11 protein-coding genes are annotated in these 14,874 nt (G+C 72.1%); 9 read left to right on the top strand and 2 right to left on the bottom strand.

The genetic code is table 11. From position 1 onward, the window contains the following. Positions 1-30: 30 nt before the first annotated feature. Together ABZ493_RS19685 and uxaC are read right to left on the bottom strand one after the other, a co-directional pair. Entirely contained in the window at positions 31-1,164 is a 1,134-nt protein-coding gene (locus ABZ493_RS19685; protein WP_430583821.1) for a mannonate dehydratase, read from the bottom strand. 116 nt (positions 1,165-1,280) lie between these two features. Beyond that, complete coding sequence (gene uxaC, locus ABZ493_RS19680; RefSeq protein ID WP_430583820.1) at positions 1,281-2,699, bottom strand: glucuronate isomerase; 1,419 nt, start codon at positions 2,697-2,699, stop codon at positions 1,281-1,283. Positions 2,700-2,878: 179 nt separating this feature from the next. Here uxaC and ABZ493_RS19675 point away from each other — a divergent pair, with 179 nt between their 5' ends. The 9 genes from ABZ493_RS19675 (at position 2,879) to ABZ493_RS19635 (ending at position 14,751) form a co-directional block, all read left to right on the top strand. Beyond that, entirely contained in the window at positions 2,879-3,874 is a 996-nt protein-coding gene (locus ABZ493_RS19675; protein ID WP_430583819.1) for a LacI family DNA-binding transcriptional regulator, read from the top strand. 82 nt (positions 3,875-3,956) lie between these two features. After that, positions 3,957-5,438 (top strand): mannitol dehydrogenase family protein, encoded by a 1,482-nt coding sequence (locus ABZ493_RS19670; protein ID WP_430583818.1) that lies wholly within the window; start codon positions 3,957-3,959, stop codon positions 5,436-5,438. A gap of 314 nt (positions 5,439-5,752) precedes the next feature. Further along, positions 5,753-7,069, top strand: a complete 1,317-nt coding sequence (locus tag ABZ493_RS19665; RefSeq protein WP_430583817.1) for an extracellular solute-binding protein — start codon at positions 5,753-5,755, stop codon at positions 7,067-7,069. A gap of 113 nt (positions 7,070-7,182) precedes the next feature. Next, entirely contained in the window at positions 7,183-8,031 is an 849-nt protein-coding gene (locus ABZ493_RS19660; RefSeq protein WP_430583831.1) for a sugar ABC transporter permease, read from the top strand. After that, positions 8,028-8,987 carry a carbohydrate ABC transporter permease gene (locus ABZ493_RS19655; RefSeq protein ID WP_430583816.1) on the top strand — a complete coding sequence of 320 codons (960 nt, stop codon included), beginning with the start codon at positions 8,028-8,030 and terminating at the stop codon, positions 8,985-8,987. Before ABZ493_RS19660 ends, ABZ493_RS19655 begins: the two co-directional genes overlap by 4 nt. Positions 8,988-9,025: 38 nt before the next feature. After that, complete coding sequence (locus ABZ493_RS19650) at positions 9,026-9,679, top strand: hypothetical protein (RefSeq protein WP_430583815.1); 654 nt, start codon at positions 9,026-9,028, stop codon at positions 9,677-9,679. A 93-nt stretch (positions 9,680-9,772) separates the two neighbouring features. After that, the gene (locus tag ABZ493_RS19645; RefSeq protein WP_430583814.1) at positions 9,773-12,091 is read left to right on the top strand and encodes a rhamnogalacturonan lyase; all 2,319 of its coding nucleotides are present in this window, start codon (positions 9,773-9,775) and stop codon (positions 12,089-12,091) included. Between the two features lie 126 nt (positions 12,092-12,217). After that, entirely contained in the window at positions 12,218-13,546 is a 1,329-nt protein-coding gene (locus ABZ493_RS19640; RefSeq protein WP_430583813.1) for an extracellular solute-binding protein, read from the top strand. 53 nt (positions 13,547-13,599) lie between these two features. After that, the gene (locus ABZ493_RS19635; protein ID WP_430583812.1) at positions 13,600-14,751 is read left to right on the top strand and encodes a Gfo/Idh/MocA family oxidoreductase; all 1,152 of its coding nucleotides are present in this window, start codon (positions 13,600-13,602) and stop codon (positions 14,749-14,751) included. Positions 14,752-14,874: the final 123 nt, after the last annotated feature.

Raw genomic sequence — 14,874 nt, 5'->3', positions numbered from 1 at the left:
GGACGGCGGCGTCCGGGCCCGCGGCGATGCTCAGCGGTCGCTGGGGGCGGTGTAGCGGAACGCGTCCCACGCGCCGAGGAGGTACTGGACGCCGAGCGCGCGGTCGTACAGCCCGTACCCCGGCCGCGGCTTGTTCGTGGTGTTCTCGTCCCACAGGTGGCGGCCGTGGTCGGGGCGAACGTAGCCGGTGTAGCCGGCCTCGGCGTACGCCTTCATGATCCCCGTGGTGTCGACGTCGCCCTCGCACGCCCGGTGCCCCACCTCGGTGAAGTCGCCGTTCGGGAAGTGCTTGATGTTGCGCACGTGGGTGAAGTGGATGCGGTCCATGAACCGGCGCACGGTGTCCACCGCGAGCGGCGCCTGCGCCGGGTTCGCCGAGAAGCTCCCGAGGCACAGCGTGAGGCCGTGGTGCGGGCTCGGGTGCAGGTCGAGCACGCGTTGCAGGTCGTCCGGCGTCGAGACGACGCGCGGCCAGCCGAAGACGTCGAACGGCGGGTCGTCCGGGTGCACGGCCAGCTTGATCCCGGCCTCCTCGGCGGCAGGGACGACGGCGTCGAGGAAGTACCGGTAGTTCGCGCACATGTCCTCGTGCGTGACGCCCTCGTACGCGGCGTTGAGCTCGGTGAAGCCCGCGAGCCGCTCGGGCTCCCAGCCGGGCAGCGTGAGGCCGTGCGACCCCGCCTCCATGTCGGCGATGAGGCCCTCGGGCGTCATCTCGTCCACGACCGCCTTCTCGAAGTACAGCGCGGTCGAGCCGTCGGGCAGCGGGTGCCACAGGTCGGTGCGCAGCCAGTCGAAGACGGGCATGAAGTTGTAGCAGACCACCTTCACCCCGGCCCGGCCCAGCCGGCGGAGCGTCGTCACGTAGTTCTCGATCGCCTCGTCACGGCTCAGCCCGAGGACCGTGCGGCCCAGCTTGATCGACTCGTGCACGTTGACCGACTCGACCACCTCGGCGTCGAGCGTGCGCGTCACGCCGCGGGCCCGGGCCTCCTCGGACAGGCCGGTGATGCGCGCGACCTCGGCGTCGATCTCCGCCTGCTCCCACACCTCGCCGGCCTGCTTGTGGTGCAGGCTCCACACGATCGTCTCCACGCCGGGGATCTGCCGGACGTGGTCCAGCGTGACCGTGTCGTTGCCCTCGCCGTACCAGCGAAAACCCATCTTCACTGCGTGACTCCCCGTGCTCGTCGTGCGTCGTCGTCCCCGCCCGTCGTTGTGAGCGCGATTTCGGGGGGAATTCGACGGCGAATAGTCCCAGAAATCGCGCTCACAGCGGTTCAGGGGCGGGAGTAGGCCGCCTGCGGCAGGCGGTAGGTCAGGTCGGCGGCGACGTCGAGCGCCTCGTCCAGGTCGAGGCGGTGCTCGGCCACCAAGCGGGCCAGGTAGCCGGCGTCGACGCGGCGGGCCAGGTCGTGGCGCGCGGGGATGGAGCAGAACGCGCGGGTGTCGTCCACGAAGCCGCTCATGTTGCTGAAGCCGGCCGTCTCCGTGGCCGCCTCGCGGAACCGTCGCATGGCGTCCGGGGCGTCGAGGAACCACCACGGCGCGCCGAGGCGCAGTGCCGGGTAGACGCCGGCCAGCGGGGCGAGCTCGCGCGAGTACACGTCCTCGTCCACGGTGAACGCGATCATCCGGAAGCCCGGGTGGTGGCCGAAGGCGTCCAGCACGGGGCGCAGCGAGCGCGTGAACTCCGTGACCACGGGGATGTCGTAGCCCCGGTCCGGGCCGAACGCGGCGAACGGGGCGCTCGCGTGGTCGCGCAGCACGCCCGGGTGCAGCTGCATGACCAGGCCGTCCTCCGCCGACATCGCAGCCATCTGGAACAGCATGTGCCCGCTGAACGCCTGCGCCTCGGCGGCCGTGACCGTGCCCGCCAGCGCCTTGTCGAGGACGCGCGCGGCCTCGGCGTCGTCCAGCGGCGTGGTGTCGGCGTACAGGTGGCCGTGGTCGGTGGCCCGCGCGCCCGCCGCCACGAACCGCTCGCGCTGCACCCGCAGGGCCTCGAGGTAGCGGTCGTACGACGTGACGTCGACGCCGGCCGCCTCGCCCAGTCGCGCGACGTCGTCGCGCCAGGTCGCGCGGTCGAGGTGCAGCAGCGGGTCGGGCCGGAAGGTCGGCAGCACGCGGTCGCCGTAGCCGTCGGCGGCGAGCTTCTCGTGCGCCTCGAGCGTCGCCCAGGCGGGGTCGGTCGTGGCGATGACCTCGATGTTGAAGGCGTCGAGGAGCGCGCGGGGGCGGAACTCCTGCTCGGCGAGGCGCGCGGCCACCTCGTCGTACAGCTCGTCGGCCGTCTCGGCGGAGGGACGCTGCGTGACGCCGAAGATCTCGACGAGCACGTGCTCCAGCCAGTAGCGGGTGGGCGTGCCGCGGAAGTGCTTCCACCCGGCGCAAAACCGGCGCCAGATCTCGCGCGGGTCGGTCTCGACGGCCTCGTCGTCCGTGGAGCCGACGCCGAGCCGCGGCAGCGTCTCGCCCTGGGAGACCAGCATCCGCGTGAGGTAGTGGTCGGGCACGACGACGAGCTGCGCCGGGTCGCCGAAGGGCGCGTCGTCGGCGAACCACTCGACGGGCACGTGGCCGTGCATCGAGACGATCGGCAGGTCCCGCACGGCCGCGTAGATCTCGCGGGCGAGGTCCCGGGTGCCGGGGTCGGCGGGCAGTGCCCGGTCGGGGTGCAGGGTCCAGCGCTCGCTCACGGGAGCTCCTCAACGTCGAGACGGGGTGCGAACGTTTGCATCGTAGCCTGCCGACCCTCAGTCAAGGAATCCCCGACCTGTGGACGCCCAGGGGCGACAAGAAGAGCCCGGATGTGCGACGATCTGGCAAACGTTCGCATCGTCCGGGTGCGGGCGGCGGGCACGAGGAGACGGTGGTCGTGGTCACGGTGCACGACGTCGCACGGGCGGCCGGCGTGTCGATCTCGACCGTCTCGCGCGCCCTCACCGACCCGCAGCGGGTCGCCGCGCCGACGCGCGACCGGGTCACGGCGGCGGCGCGCGAGCTCGGCTACCGGCCCAACCGCGCGGCCAGCGTGCTGCGCGCGGGGCGCTCCGGCGCGCTCGGGCTGGTGGTCCCCGACCTCGCCAACCCCTACTTCGCGGCGATCGCCAAGGGCGCGCAGGCCCAGGCGCGGGAACGTGGCGTCGGGCTCTTCGTCGTCGACTCCGACGAGGACCCCGAGCTCGAGACCGAGGCCGTCTCGGGGCTGGCCCCGCAGACCGACGGCATCATCCTGTGCTCGCCGCGCGCGGTCGAGCGCACCGTCGAGGCGCTCGAAGGCCGCCCCGTGGTGCTGGTCAACCATCACGTCGACGGGCTGCCGTCGGTGGTCGCCGACCACGAGGCCGGGATGCTGCGGGCCCTCGAGCACCTGCGGGCCCTGGGGCACGCGAAGGTCGCCTACGTGGGCGGTCCCGCCAGGTCATGGTCGGACGGCCGCCGCCGCGCCGGGCTCCGTGCGGCCGCCGACCGGCTGGGCGACGTCGAGCTCGTGGAGCTCGGGCCGCACCGGCCGCAGGTCGCCGGCGGGCACGCGGCGGCCGACCTCGTCGTCGCCTCCCGCGCGACGGCGGTCGTGACGTTCAACGACCTCGTGGCCGTCGGCCTGGTCGAGCGGCTGCGGGTGCGCGGCCTGGACGTGCCCGGCGACCTGTCCGTCGTCGGCTGCGACGACGCGTACGTCGCCGAGCTGCTGGCCCCGCCCCTCACGACGCTGCGCACCGACCTCCGCGACTCCGGCCGGGCTGCCGTCGACCGCCTCGTCGCGCGCCCGGGCAAGGACGGCGACGCCCCACGGGACGACGTGACGCTCCCCGTCGAGCTCGTCGTCCGCGGGTCGACCGCGCCCCCACGGCCCGCCGATCGCCCCTGACCGACCCCGACCGACCCCCGACCGCCCCCCGACCGACACGGAAGCATCCTCCCGGCGCCGCCGCCGGGACGACGGAGGAACCATGACCGACCGCCTGCACCGCTCCCACCTGCCCGCCCGGCTCGAGGCGCCGGTGACCCCCGACCAGGTGGGCATCGTGCACCTCGGGATCGGGGCGTTCCACCGGGCGCACCAGGCGGTGTTCACGGAGCTGGCCGCCCGCGCGACCGGGGACCGCCGCTGGGGCATCCTCGGAGTCACCCAGCGGTCGGCGTCCGTGCGCGACCAGCTGCGCCCGCAGGGCGGCGTCTACGGGGTGCTCACCGCGGGCACGCACGAGACCCGGCTGGACCTGGTGGGGGCGGTGGTCGACGTCGCGTGGCCCGCGGAGGAGACCGCGCGCGTGCTGGAGACGATCGCGGCGCCCACGACGCACGTCGTGACGCTCACCGTCACCGAGAAGGGGTACGCCCGGGGCGCGGACGGCGGGCTCGACGTCGCGCGGGTGCGCCCGGACCTCGACGCGCTCGCCGCGGGCGACCTGGCGGCGCCGGGGTCGACGGCGGTCGGCCTGCTCGTGCGCGGGCTCGCGGCCCGGTGGCGTGCTGCCGACGCGGCGGGGGAGCGGCGCCCGATCACGGTGCTGACCTGCGACAACATGGTCGACAACGGGCGTGTCCTGGAGCGGCTCGTCGGCGAGGCGGTCGACGCCGCGCTGCCCGGCGCGGAGGGGGACGGGCTGCGGTCGTGGCTCGCGGCGGACGTCGCGTTCCCGTGCTCGATGGTGGACCGGATCGTGCCCGCGACGACGCCCGCGCAGCGGGACGCGGTGGAGCGTGAGCTGGGTGCGCGCGACGAGGGCCTCGTCGTCGGGGAGCCGTTCCGCCAGTGGGTGATCGAGGACCGGTTCGCCGGGCCGCGCCCCGCGTGGGAGGAGGCGGGGGCGACGTTCACCGCCGACGTCGCGCCCTGGGAGCAGGCCAAGCTGCGGCTGCTCAACGGCACGCACTCGCTCCTCGCGTACGCCGGCCGGCTGGCGGGTCACGCCACCCTCGCGGAAGCCGTGACCGACCCGGCGCTGCACGAGCGCGCCCGCGCGTTCATGCTCGACGACGCCCTGCCGACCCTCACGCCGCCGGACGGCGCCGACCTGCGCGCGTACGCGGAGTCGCTGCTGGAGCGCTTCGCCAACCCGGCGACGGGCCACACGACGGTGCAGGTGTCGATGGACGGCACCCAGAAGATCCCGTTCCGGTGGGGCGGTGTCGTCGCCGACCGGCTCGCGGCGGGCGCGGTCCCGGAGGCCGCGGCGTTCGCGCTGGCGGCGTGGAGCGAGGTGGTGCGCCGGGAGGCGGCCGCCGGGCGTCTCGTCGACGACCCTCGGGGTCAGGAGCTCGCCGACGTGGTGGCCGTGGCCGGCGACGGCGACGCGGCGGCGGCCTCGCCGGCCGACGTCGCGCGGGCGTTGCTGGCGCTGCCGGGCCTGCTGCCCGAGGGCGTCGGCACCGACGCGCGACTGGTGGACGCGGTGCTGGCCCAGGTTCCGGTGCTCGCCGGGGTCTGAGCTCGCAGCGGCCCTCTCTCCTGCGGGTTCGTCGTGCGGGCGCGCCGCGACGTAGGCTGCCGGGCGCGTGTGAGCGATCACACCGGCCCGGGTTCGCGCTCGTCACCATGCGGGTGGCGGCGGGTCGCGGCGGTTCGTCGCCGCGGGAACACGTCGGGGCTCGTTGCGAGATCGTGATGTGACTCGGAGCACCTCGGGGCTGGACAACGCTTACCGAATCCTGTTTTATCGATTCAGTCGGCAGCCGTGCGAGGGGTCAACGGGGCGTCCTCGTCGCCGACGATCGTGGACGATCGACGAGCGAGGAGGCTCACATGAGGATCACGCGGAAGGCCGCCGGCGCGGCCGCGGCGGCGGTCGCCGTCGCCCTCACCCTCACCGCCTGCGGAGGCGGCGCCGACCCCGCGGAGCCCGGCTCCGCGGAGAAGGTGAGCACCGACGAGGACATCACCATCTCGCTCGCCTGGTGGGGCGAGCCGGCACGTGCCGAGATGTACGAGAAGGCGGTGGACCTCTTCGAGGAGGAGCACCCCAACATCACGGTGCAGACCCAGTTCCAGGACTGGGACGCCTACTGGACCGCCCGGGCTACCGAGGCCGCCGGCGGGGCCCTGCCCGACGTCATCCAGATGGACCTGTCCTACCTGCGCCAGTACGGCGCCACCGGCCAGCTGCTGGACCTCAGCGGGCAGGTGGGCGTCAACCTCGACACCGAGGGCGTCGACGACTCGCTGCTCGGCTCGGGGCAGATCGACGGCGCGCAGTACGGCGTGCCCACCAGCACCAACACGCTGGCGCTGTTCTACAACGCAGACGTCCTGAAGAAGATCGGCGTGGAGCCGCTCGCCGAGGGCTACACCTGGGACGACCTCAACGCCTGGATGGAGGAGGTCTCGAAGGCCGGAGCCGGCGAGGACCCGGTCATCTACAGCGGCGCCGACTACACCGGCACCTTCTGGTTCTTCCTCCAGTGGCTGATCCAGCAGGGCGTGGACCCGTTCACCGAGGACGGGCAGCTGAACTTCGACGAGGCGCAGATGACGGAGTGGCTCGACAAGGGCCAGGAACTGCGGGACGCCGGGGCGTTCTTCCCCATCAAGCAGGCGAAGCAGCTCGAGCCGCTCGGCGGGTTCCACGTCAACCAGTCGGCGTCCGAGGCCAGCTGGGACAACTTCCTTGCCGGGTACGTCGCCGAGTCGGGCGAGGACATCCAGATGCTGCCCATGCCCTCGGGAGACAACGGGCCGCAGCAGTTCTGGAAGCCGTCGATGCTGCTGTCCGCGTCGGCGCAGACCGAGCAGCCGGAGGCCTCCGCGGCGCTCATCGACTTCCTCATCAACGAGCCCGAGGTCGGCAAGATCTTCGGCACCTCGAAGGGTGTGCCCGCCGTCCAGGCGCAGATCGACGCGATGAACGTCGAGAAGGGCTCGGTCGACGAGCAGGTCGTGCAGTACGAGGAGCAGGTGGCGGACGTCGTCACCGAGTCCGCGCCCGTGCCGGTCGAGGGCTTCGGCGAGATCGAGGCGGAGTTCAAGCGCCTCGGCGAGGAGCTCCAGTACGGGAACGTCACGGTCGACGAGTTCGTCACGCAGTGGTTCTCCTTCGCCGACGGCGCGGTGGAGCAGTCGTGACTGCGGTGACCTCGGGCACCACCACGCTCGACGCCGCTCGGGGGACGCAGAACGCGTCCCCCGAGCGGGGGCGGGCCAAGCGTCGCCGTGAGGCGGGTGCGGGGTTCGCGTTCTTGTCGCCGTGGTTGGTGGGTTTTGTGGTGTTGACGGCGTTCCCGATGGTGGCGTCGTTGTATCTCGCGTTCACGGATTATGACTTGTTCCGGCCGCCGTCGTGGGTGGGGCTGGAGAACTTCACGAAGCTGTTCGAGGACCCCAGGTTCTGGACGTCGGCGAAGGTGACCGCGATCTATGTGCTGGTGGGGACGCCGATCAAGCTCGCGGCGGCGTTGTTGGTCGCGATGGTGTTGAACATGAAGCACCGGGGTCAGGGGGCGTATCGGTCGATCTTCTACGCCCCGTCGTTGATCGGTGCTTCGGTGTCGATCGCGATCGTGTGGAAGGCGATGTTCATCGATGACGGCATCGTGGACCGGATCCAGCAGCTGTTCGGGCTGCCGGCCGGGGGTTGGGTGGGTGACCCGTCCAAGACGATGCCGATGTTCGTGCTGCTCGCGGTGTGGACGTTCGGCGCCCCGATGGTCATCTTCCTCGCGGGGTTGAAGCAGATCCCGGCCGAGCTGTACGAGGCCGCGAGCGTTGATGGTGCGGGCCCGGTCAGGAAGTTCTGGCGGATCACGATCCCGATGCTGAGCCCGGTGCTGTTCTTCAACCTGCTGCTGGAGACGATCGGCGCGTTCCAGGTGTTCGGGTCGGCGTTCATCATCTCCGGCGGCACGGGCGGTCCCGCGGACTCCACGTTGTTCTACACGCTGTACCTGTACATCAAGGGCTTCGCCCAGTTCGACATGGGGTACGCCTCGGCCATGGCCTGGGTCCTGGTCGTCGTGGTCGGTGTGATCACCGCGATCTTGTTCAAGACCTCGAACGCCTGGGTCCACTACTCCGGAGACAACCGATGAGCGCGCACATCACGACGCCGCCGCTGTCGAACCAGGCGGCCGCGACAGGAATCGCTACCGGGGGCGGGTCGTCCCGCCCGGCCGGCCCGATCGACACGTCCCTGCGCAAGGCCGCGCGCCGTCGTAAGGGTGTGCGGTCGGTCGGGTTCCACGCCTTCATGGTCATCTGCACGATCGTGGTGCTCTACCCCGCGGCGTGGATGCTCATGAGCTCGTTCAAACCGTCCAACGAGATCATCGGGAACATCAGCCTCTGGTCGGACAACCTGTCCCTGTCCAACTTCGCCACGGCGTTGTCCGGGATCGGCGGGGTCGGGTTCTGGACCTTCTTCGGCAACTCGATGATCCTCGCCGTGGCCTCCGTGGTCGGGGTGGTGCTGTCCTCCACCGTCGCGGCCTACGCGTTCGCGCGGATCGACTTCCCCGGCCGGGGCATCTTCTTCGCGATCATGATCGGCACCCTGCTGCTGCCGTTCCACGTCGTGATCATCCCGCAATACATCATGTTCAACGAGCTCGGCATGGTGAACACCTTCATCCCCCTGCTCGCACCGAAGTTCCTCGCCGGGGAAGCGTTCTTCGTGTTCCTCATGGTGCAGTTCATGCGCAACCTGCCCCGAGAGCTGGACGAGGCCGCCCGCATCGACGGCGCCGGACACGCACGCATCTTCGGCTCCATCATGCTGCCCCTGATGCGCCCCGCGATCATCACCAGCTCGATCTTCGCGTTCATCTGGTCCTGGAACGACTTCCTCGGACCCCTGCTCTACCTGAAGAAGCCCGACCTGTACCCCCTGCCCATCGCACTCAGGCTCTACGTCGACCAGACATCCGTGTCCGACTACGGCGCCCAGATGGCCATGGCCGTCCTGGCCCTGCTGCCCGTGATGCTCTTCTTCATCCTCTTCCAGCGCTACATCGTCGACGGCGTCGCCACCCAAGGCCTCAAGGGCTGACGATGGGGCACGGCACGACGGCGACGGAAGGGGTGGCCATGGCGGCAGGATCGGGGCGCGAGCGCCGGGGGCGTCGGAAGCGTCCCTCGGGTGGCGGCGAGACCAGGACGGGGGCGGCCCTCGGGCTGTTCGCCGAGGTGGTGCTCGCCGGCGTGCTCGTCGCGCTCGGCAGCCTGCTGCTGGTCACCGCGGTGCCGTCCCTGGCGGCGGGCGTGGCGCACGTCCGCCGCCAGGTGACCGGCCGCGACATCGGCGTGGCCCGGTTCGTCCGCGACTGGTGGGCGGCCGTGCGGGCACTGTGGCCGCTCGGCCTCGCCGCCGTCGCGGTGGCGCTGCTGCTCGCCCTGGACTGGCAGCTCGCCCGGGCGGACGTGCTGCCCGGGGCCAGCGTCGTCGCCGTGGTGGTCGCGGTCGCCGCGGCCGCCGTGGTCGTCGTGCTGGCCCGGGCGGCAGGCGCCTGGTCGGAGCCCGCCGTCGACGGCGACGGCCCCGGCCGCACGGCGCGTGAGGCGCTGGCCGTGGGCGCGCAGCGCACGCAGGACGACCTCACGGGGTCCGTGCTGCTCGCCGTCGCGGCGGCGCTGTGCGTGGTCTTCGTCTGGATGCTGCCGCCGCTCGCGCTGGTGGTGGGCGGCCTGCTGGCCCTCGCCGTCGTGGGCGTCGAGTCCCGACACCGCGGCCGCGCCGCCTGACGATCTCCCGTCCGCCCGTCTGGACCCGCGCGGTCCCGACGGCGGCCGGTGGTGTCCGATCCCTGATTGCAACGATGCAGAGAGGAACGACCCATGCGAACGACCAGAACCACCGCGGGTGCCGTCGCCGCGCTGACGGCGGGGGTGCTCGCCGTCGGCGGCGTCTCGGCGGCCGCTGCTGCCCCGGCCCACGGCGGAGGCCACGCCCGGCCGGCCGGCGTCCAGCTGGAGCACCTCGACCGGGGGCTCGTCGCGGCCTCGACCAGCGAGGGCGTCTTCCTGTCCTGGCGCCTGCTGGGTGACGAGGTCACCGGCCACACCGACTCGGGGATGGCCGGGCCTGCCTTCGCCGTCTTCCGCGACGGGAAGCGGATCGCGACCGTCACGGACTCCACGAACTACGTCGACGCGTCGGGCGGGGCGAGCGCCCGGTACGCCGTCGCGCCCGTGACGCAGGACAAGCACGGCCGCGACCGGGTCGGCCGGCGCAGCGCGCCGGTGACCGCGTGGTCCGACGACCATCTCGACATCCCGCTGAACAAGCCGGCCGACGGCGTCACCCCCGCCGGCGAGAGCTACACCTACTCGGCGAACGACGCGTCGGTGGCGGACCTCGACGGCGACGGCGCGCTCGAGATCGTGCTCAAGTGGGACCCGTCGAACGCCAAGGACGTCTCCCAGAAGGGGTACACCGGCAACCAGTACCTCGACGCCTACGAGCTGGACGGCACCCAGCTGTGGCGGATCGACCTGGGTGTGAACATCCGCGCCGGGGCGCACTACACGCAGTTCCCGGTGTACGACTTCGACGGCGACGGCCGCGCTGAGCTCATGGTCAAGACCGCGCCGGGCACCAAGGTCACCACGTACCGCCACGGCAGGCCCGCCGCCGAGCGCTTCGTCCAGATCCCGAAGGACGACCGCAGGGCCGGCGTCACGCACGCGGACGACTACCGCTACAGCGCCGCGGACTACGCCGACCACCTGGAGGAGATGTTCCGGGGCTGGGCCGACCAGCCCGAGGTGGTCTCGGGACAGTGGCCGGCCACCCTCGAGGAGGCCTTCGGCATCGAGCCGCGCTACGACTACCCGCTGTCCGCGGCCGACGCGCGTGAGCTCGTGGACTACTTCCTCGACGTGTACGCGCCGTCGCGCTCGGCGCGCAACGACCTGCGGACGTTCGAGGGCTTCGTCATCTCCGGGCCGGAGTACCTGAGCGTCTTCGACGGTCGGTCCGGCACGCCGCTGGAGACGGTGGACTACGAGCCCGGGCGCACCGACGACGGCCTGCGCTGGGGCGACTACGCCATGGCGCGCATCGAGCCCGGCAACCGGGTCGACCGGTTCCTGTCCGGCGTGGCCTACCTGGACGGTGAGCGACCCTCGGCGGTCTTCGCCCGCGGCTACTACACGCGCACCACTCTCGCCGCGTACGACTGGGACGGCCGGCACCTGTCGAAGCGCTGGGACGTCGACTCGGGCTGGACGCCGATGAGCAACCCGTTCAACGACTCGCCGCACGGCGTGCCCGGCACGGACCCCGAGTTCGGCTCGATCACCACGCAGGGCTTCCACTCCCTGTCCGCCGCGGACGTCGACGGCGACGGGAAGCAGGAGATCGTCTACGGGTCGGCGACCATCGACGACGACGGCTCGCTGCTCTACTCGTCCTTCGACACCCTGCCCGACGGCAGCGGGAACCCGGGCGCGGAGGCCGGCCTCGGGCACGGCGACGCGATGCACGTGACCGACATCGACCCGTCGCGTCCCGGCCTCGAGATCTGGACGTGCCACGAGGGCGGCGCCTGGGCGCCCTACGGCTCGGCGCTGCGCGACGCCGCCACGGGCGAGGTGCTCTTCGGGGCCTACTCGGGCCGCGACACCGGTCGCTGCCTGGTGGGCGACGTCGACCCCGCGCCCGGCATCGAGGTGTGGGCGTCCATGCCGGACGGCACCGACGCGTCGGGCCTGCTCAGCGCGGAGGGCGAGCAGCTGCGCGCCACCACGCCGGGCACGAACCAGTCCGTGCGCTGGGCCGCCGACGGCACCACGCAGATCATCACGGGGGCGATCGACGTGACCCCGCAGATCGTGGAGGGCGACGGCACGGTGGTGAAGACCCTCGACGGCACGCTCACCAACAACCACACCAAGGGCAACCCGTCGCTCGTCGCCGACGTGCTGGGCGACTGGCGCGAGGAGGTGCTGGTGCGCACGGCCGACTCGTCGGCGCTGCGGCTGTTCACCTCCACCGAGGTGAGCGACACGAAGATGTACACGCTCCTGCACGACCCGCAGTACCGGGCCGAGGTGGCCCGGCAGCAGACCGCCTACAACCAGCCGTCGTACCCGGGGTTCTACCTGGCGTCCGACACCGACTGGTCGCAGGTGCCCGTCCCGTCGCTGAGGTAGTCCCACTCCTGCCGAGGTAGTCGAGTTCTCGCCGAGGTAGTTCACGACACGTGGTCATGAACTACCTCGGCGAGAACGGGACTACCTCGGCAGCCCGGGGGAGCTACCTCGCCAGAGAGGAATCCCATGAAGGTCACTTCCCGAGGCCGCCGGCTCGCCGCCGTCGCCGCCCCCGCAGCCGTGGTCGCGCTGCTCGCCTCGTCCTGCTCGGCCGACGACGCGCCGTCGGGCGTGGCCGAGACGCTCGACCCGGACGAGAAGATCACCCTGACCGTCGCCTGGTGGGGCGACGACGACCGCGCCGCGCGGTACGGGGAGGCGCTGGACCTCTTCGAGGAGCAGCACCCGAACATCACGATCCAGAGCTCGTTCGTCACGTTCGACGACTACTGGACGGCGCGCGCCACGGAGGCGGCCGGCAGCTCGCTGCCCGACGTCATGCAGTTCGACTCGTCCTTCCTGCGCGAGTACGCCGGCACGGGGCAGCTGCTCGACGTCACGCCGTACCTGGGCGAGGGGGAGGACGCGGCGATCGACACGACGGAGGTGGCGCCCGAGCTCGTCGACTCCGGAAAGATCGACGACGCCGTCTTCGCCGTGCCGACGGCCACGAACACGTGGGCCACGTTCTACAACCCGTCCGTGGTGGAGAAGCTCGGTATGGAGCCGCCGTCGGAGGACTTCACCTGGGACGACCTGGCGGCGTGGACCGCCGAGGCGAGCAAGGCGGGCGCGGGCCAGGACCCGGCGCTGTACGGGGCCAACGACTACACGGGCGTGTTCTGGGCGTTCCTGCAGCACCTGGTGCAGGAGGGCGTCACCCCGTTCACGGACGACGGGAAGCTCGGGTTCACGCGCGACGACATGGCCGAGTGGCTGCACTCGGGCGACGCGCTGCGCGAGGCCGGGGCGTACTTCCCGGTGAAGCGCGCGCAGCAGCTCGCGCCGGAGGGCGGGTTCACCGTCAACGAGCAGGCGCTCGAGATGAGCTGGGACAACTTCCTCGCCGGGTACGTCGCCGGGTCCGGGCAGGACGACATCGCGATGCTGCCCACGCCGTCCGGGTCGGACGGCGAGAAGCACATGTTCGCGCGCACCTTCCAGATGGCGGGCTCCGCGCACACCGAGCACCCGGCCGCGGTGGCCGCCCTGCTCGACTTCTTCGTCAACGAGCCCGAGGTGGGTCGGATCTTCGGCACATCGAAGGGCGTGCCCGCCACGCAGGCGCAGCGCGACGCGATGGAGCTCGAGCCGGGTTCGGTGGACGAGCGCGTGGTGCAGTACGAGGAGGAGCACGCCGACGACATCACCGAGCCGGCGCCCATCCCCGTGGAGGGGTTCGGCGCGCTCGAGGCGGAGTTCAAGCGCCTCGGCGAGGAGCTCGCGTACGGCAACATCACGGTCGACGAGTTCGTCGAGCAGTGGTTCACGACGGCGGAGTCGCAGCTCGCCTGACCGGCGCGGCACCCGCCCCGCCAGGGGCACGACACGAGCGACGAAGGAGCAGCATGAAGGTCACCATCCTGGGCGCGGGCGCGATCGCCGGTGCGCACGTCGACGCCGTCCGCGCGCTGGCCGCGCACGGCGGCCCGGACGGCGTCGAGGTCACGCACGTGGTCGACGTGGACGCCGGTCGTGCGGCCGCGTTCGCGGCCGAGCACGGCGTGCCGCACCACGGCACCGACCTGCAGGCGCTGCTCGACGCCGGCGAGGTCGACGTCGTGCACATCTGCACGCCGCCGTCGGTGCACCTGCCCGCCGCCGTCGCGGCGCTGCGGGCCGGGGCGCACGTCGTCGTGGAGAAGCCGGCGGTGCTGTCGCTGGCGGAGGCCGACGCGCTGGCGGCGGCGGAGCGGCAGGCGATCGACGCCGGCCTGCCGGGGCGGTTCACGCAGATCGTGCAGCACCGGTTCGGCGCCGGGATCCAGCGGCTTCGCAGGATGCTCGACGACGGGACGCTCGGGCCCGCGTACGTGGCGCAGTGCGACACCCTGTGGTTCCGCACGCCGGAGTACTTCGCCGTGCCGTGGCGGGGACGCTTCGACACCGAGGGCGGCGGCACCACCATGGGCCACGGCATCCACCAGTTCGACCTGCTCCTGGCCGTGCTCGGCCCGTGGACCGAGGTGCGGGCGATGGCCGGCCGGCTCGCGCGGCACACCGACACCGAGGACGTCTCGACGGCGCTGGTGCGGTTCGCGAACGGCACCATGGCGACCGTCACGAACTCGGCGATCTCCCCGCGCCAGACGTCGCGCCTGCGCTTCGACACCGAGGCGGCGACCGTCGAGCTGGAGCACCTGTACGGCTACGACGACTCGAGCTGGACCGTCACGCCCGTGGCGGGTCGGGAGGACGTCGCCGAGGCGTGGGCCGCCGACGTCGCCACGTCGGCATCGTCGGCCGTCGACGGCGGCGCGAGCGGCCACCTGGCGCAGCTCGTGCCCACCTACCGGGCGCTGGCCGCGGGCGACGTCCCGCCGGTCACCGTCGCGGACACCCGCGCGACCCTGGAGCTGGCGGCGGCGATCTACAAGTCCGCGTTCACGGACACCACCGTCCACGCCGGCGAGATCGTCGAGGGCGACCCGTTCCACGCCTCCATGGCCGGCACCGGCACCCCCTGGCCCCCGGTCAAGGGCGTCTCCGCCGCCGTCTGACGGGCAGCCCGAGAGGTTGTGAGCGCGATTTCGGGGACTATTCGCGACCGAATAGTCCCCGAAAAAGCGGTCAAAACCACTTTCGTGGGCGCCCGGGTCACGCCGGGGGACGGGGTTTTACGG

The organism is Isoptericola sp. NPDC019482, from assembly GCF_040632295.1.
Classification (GTDB): Bacteria; Actinomycetota; Actinomycetes; order Actinomycetales; family Cellulomonadaceae; genus Isoptericola.
Note: the sequence above shows the minus strand (reverse complement) of the source record. Positions and strands in the feature narration are given on the sequence as shown.

Coding starts and splice junctions, on each gene's coding strand:
- ABZ493_RS19685 (WP_430583821.1), bottom strand. CDS start 1,164: ATGGGTTTTCGCTGGTACGGCGAGGGCAACGACACGGTCACGCTGGAC.
- ABZ493_RS19670 (WP_430583818.1), top strand. CDS start 3,957: ATGACCGACCGCCTGCACCGCTCCCACCTGCCCGCCCGGCTCGAGGCG.
- ABZ493_RS19665 (WP_430583817.1), top strand. CDS start 5,753: ATGAGGATCACGCGGAAGGCCGCCGGCGCGGCCGCGGCGGCGGTCGCC.
- ABZ493_RS19655 (WP_430583816.1), top strand. CDS start 8,028: ATGAGCGCGCACATCACGACGCCGCCGCTGTCGAACCAGGCGGCCGCG.
- ABZ493_RS19650 (WP_430583815.1), top strand. CDS start 9,026: ATGGCGGCAGGATCGGGGCGCGAGCGCCGGGGGCGTCGGAAGCGTCCC.
- ABZ493_RS19645 (WP_430583814.1), top strand. CDS start 9,773: ATGCGAACGACCAGAACCACCGCGGGTGCCGTCGCCGCGCTGACGGCG.
- ABZ493_RS19640 (WP_430583813.1), top strand. CDS start 12,218: ATGAAGGTCACTTCCCGAGGCCGCCGGCTCGCCGCCGTCGCCGCCCCC.
- ABZ493_RS19635 (WP_430583812.1), top strand. CDS start 13,600: ATGAAGGTCACCATCCTGGGCGCGGGCGCGATCGCCGGTGCGCACGTC.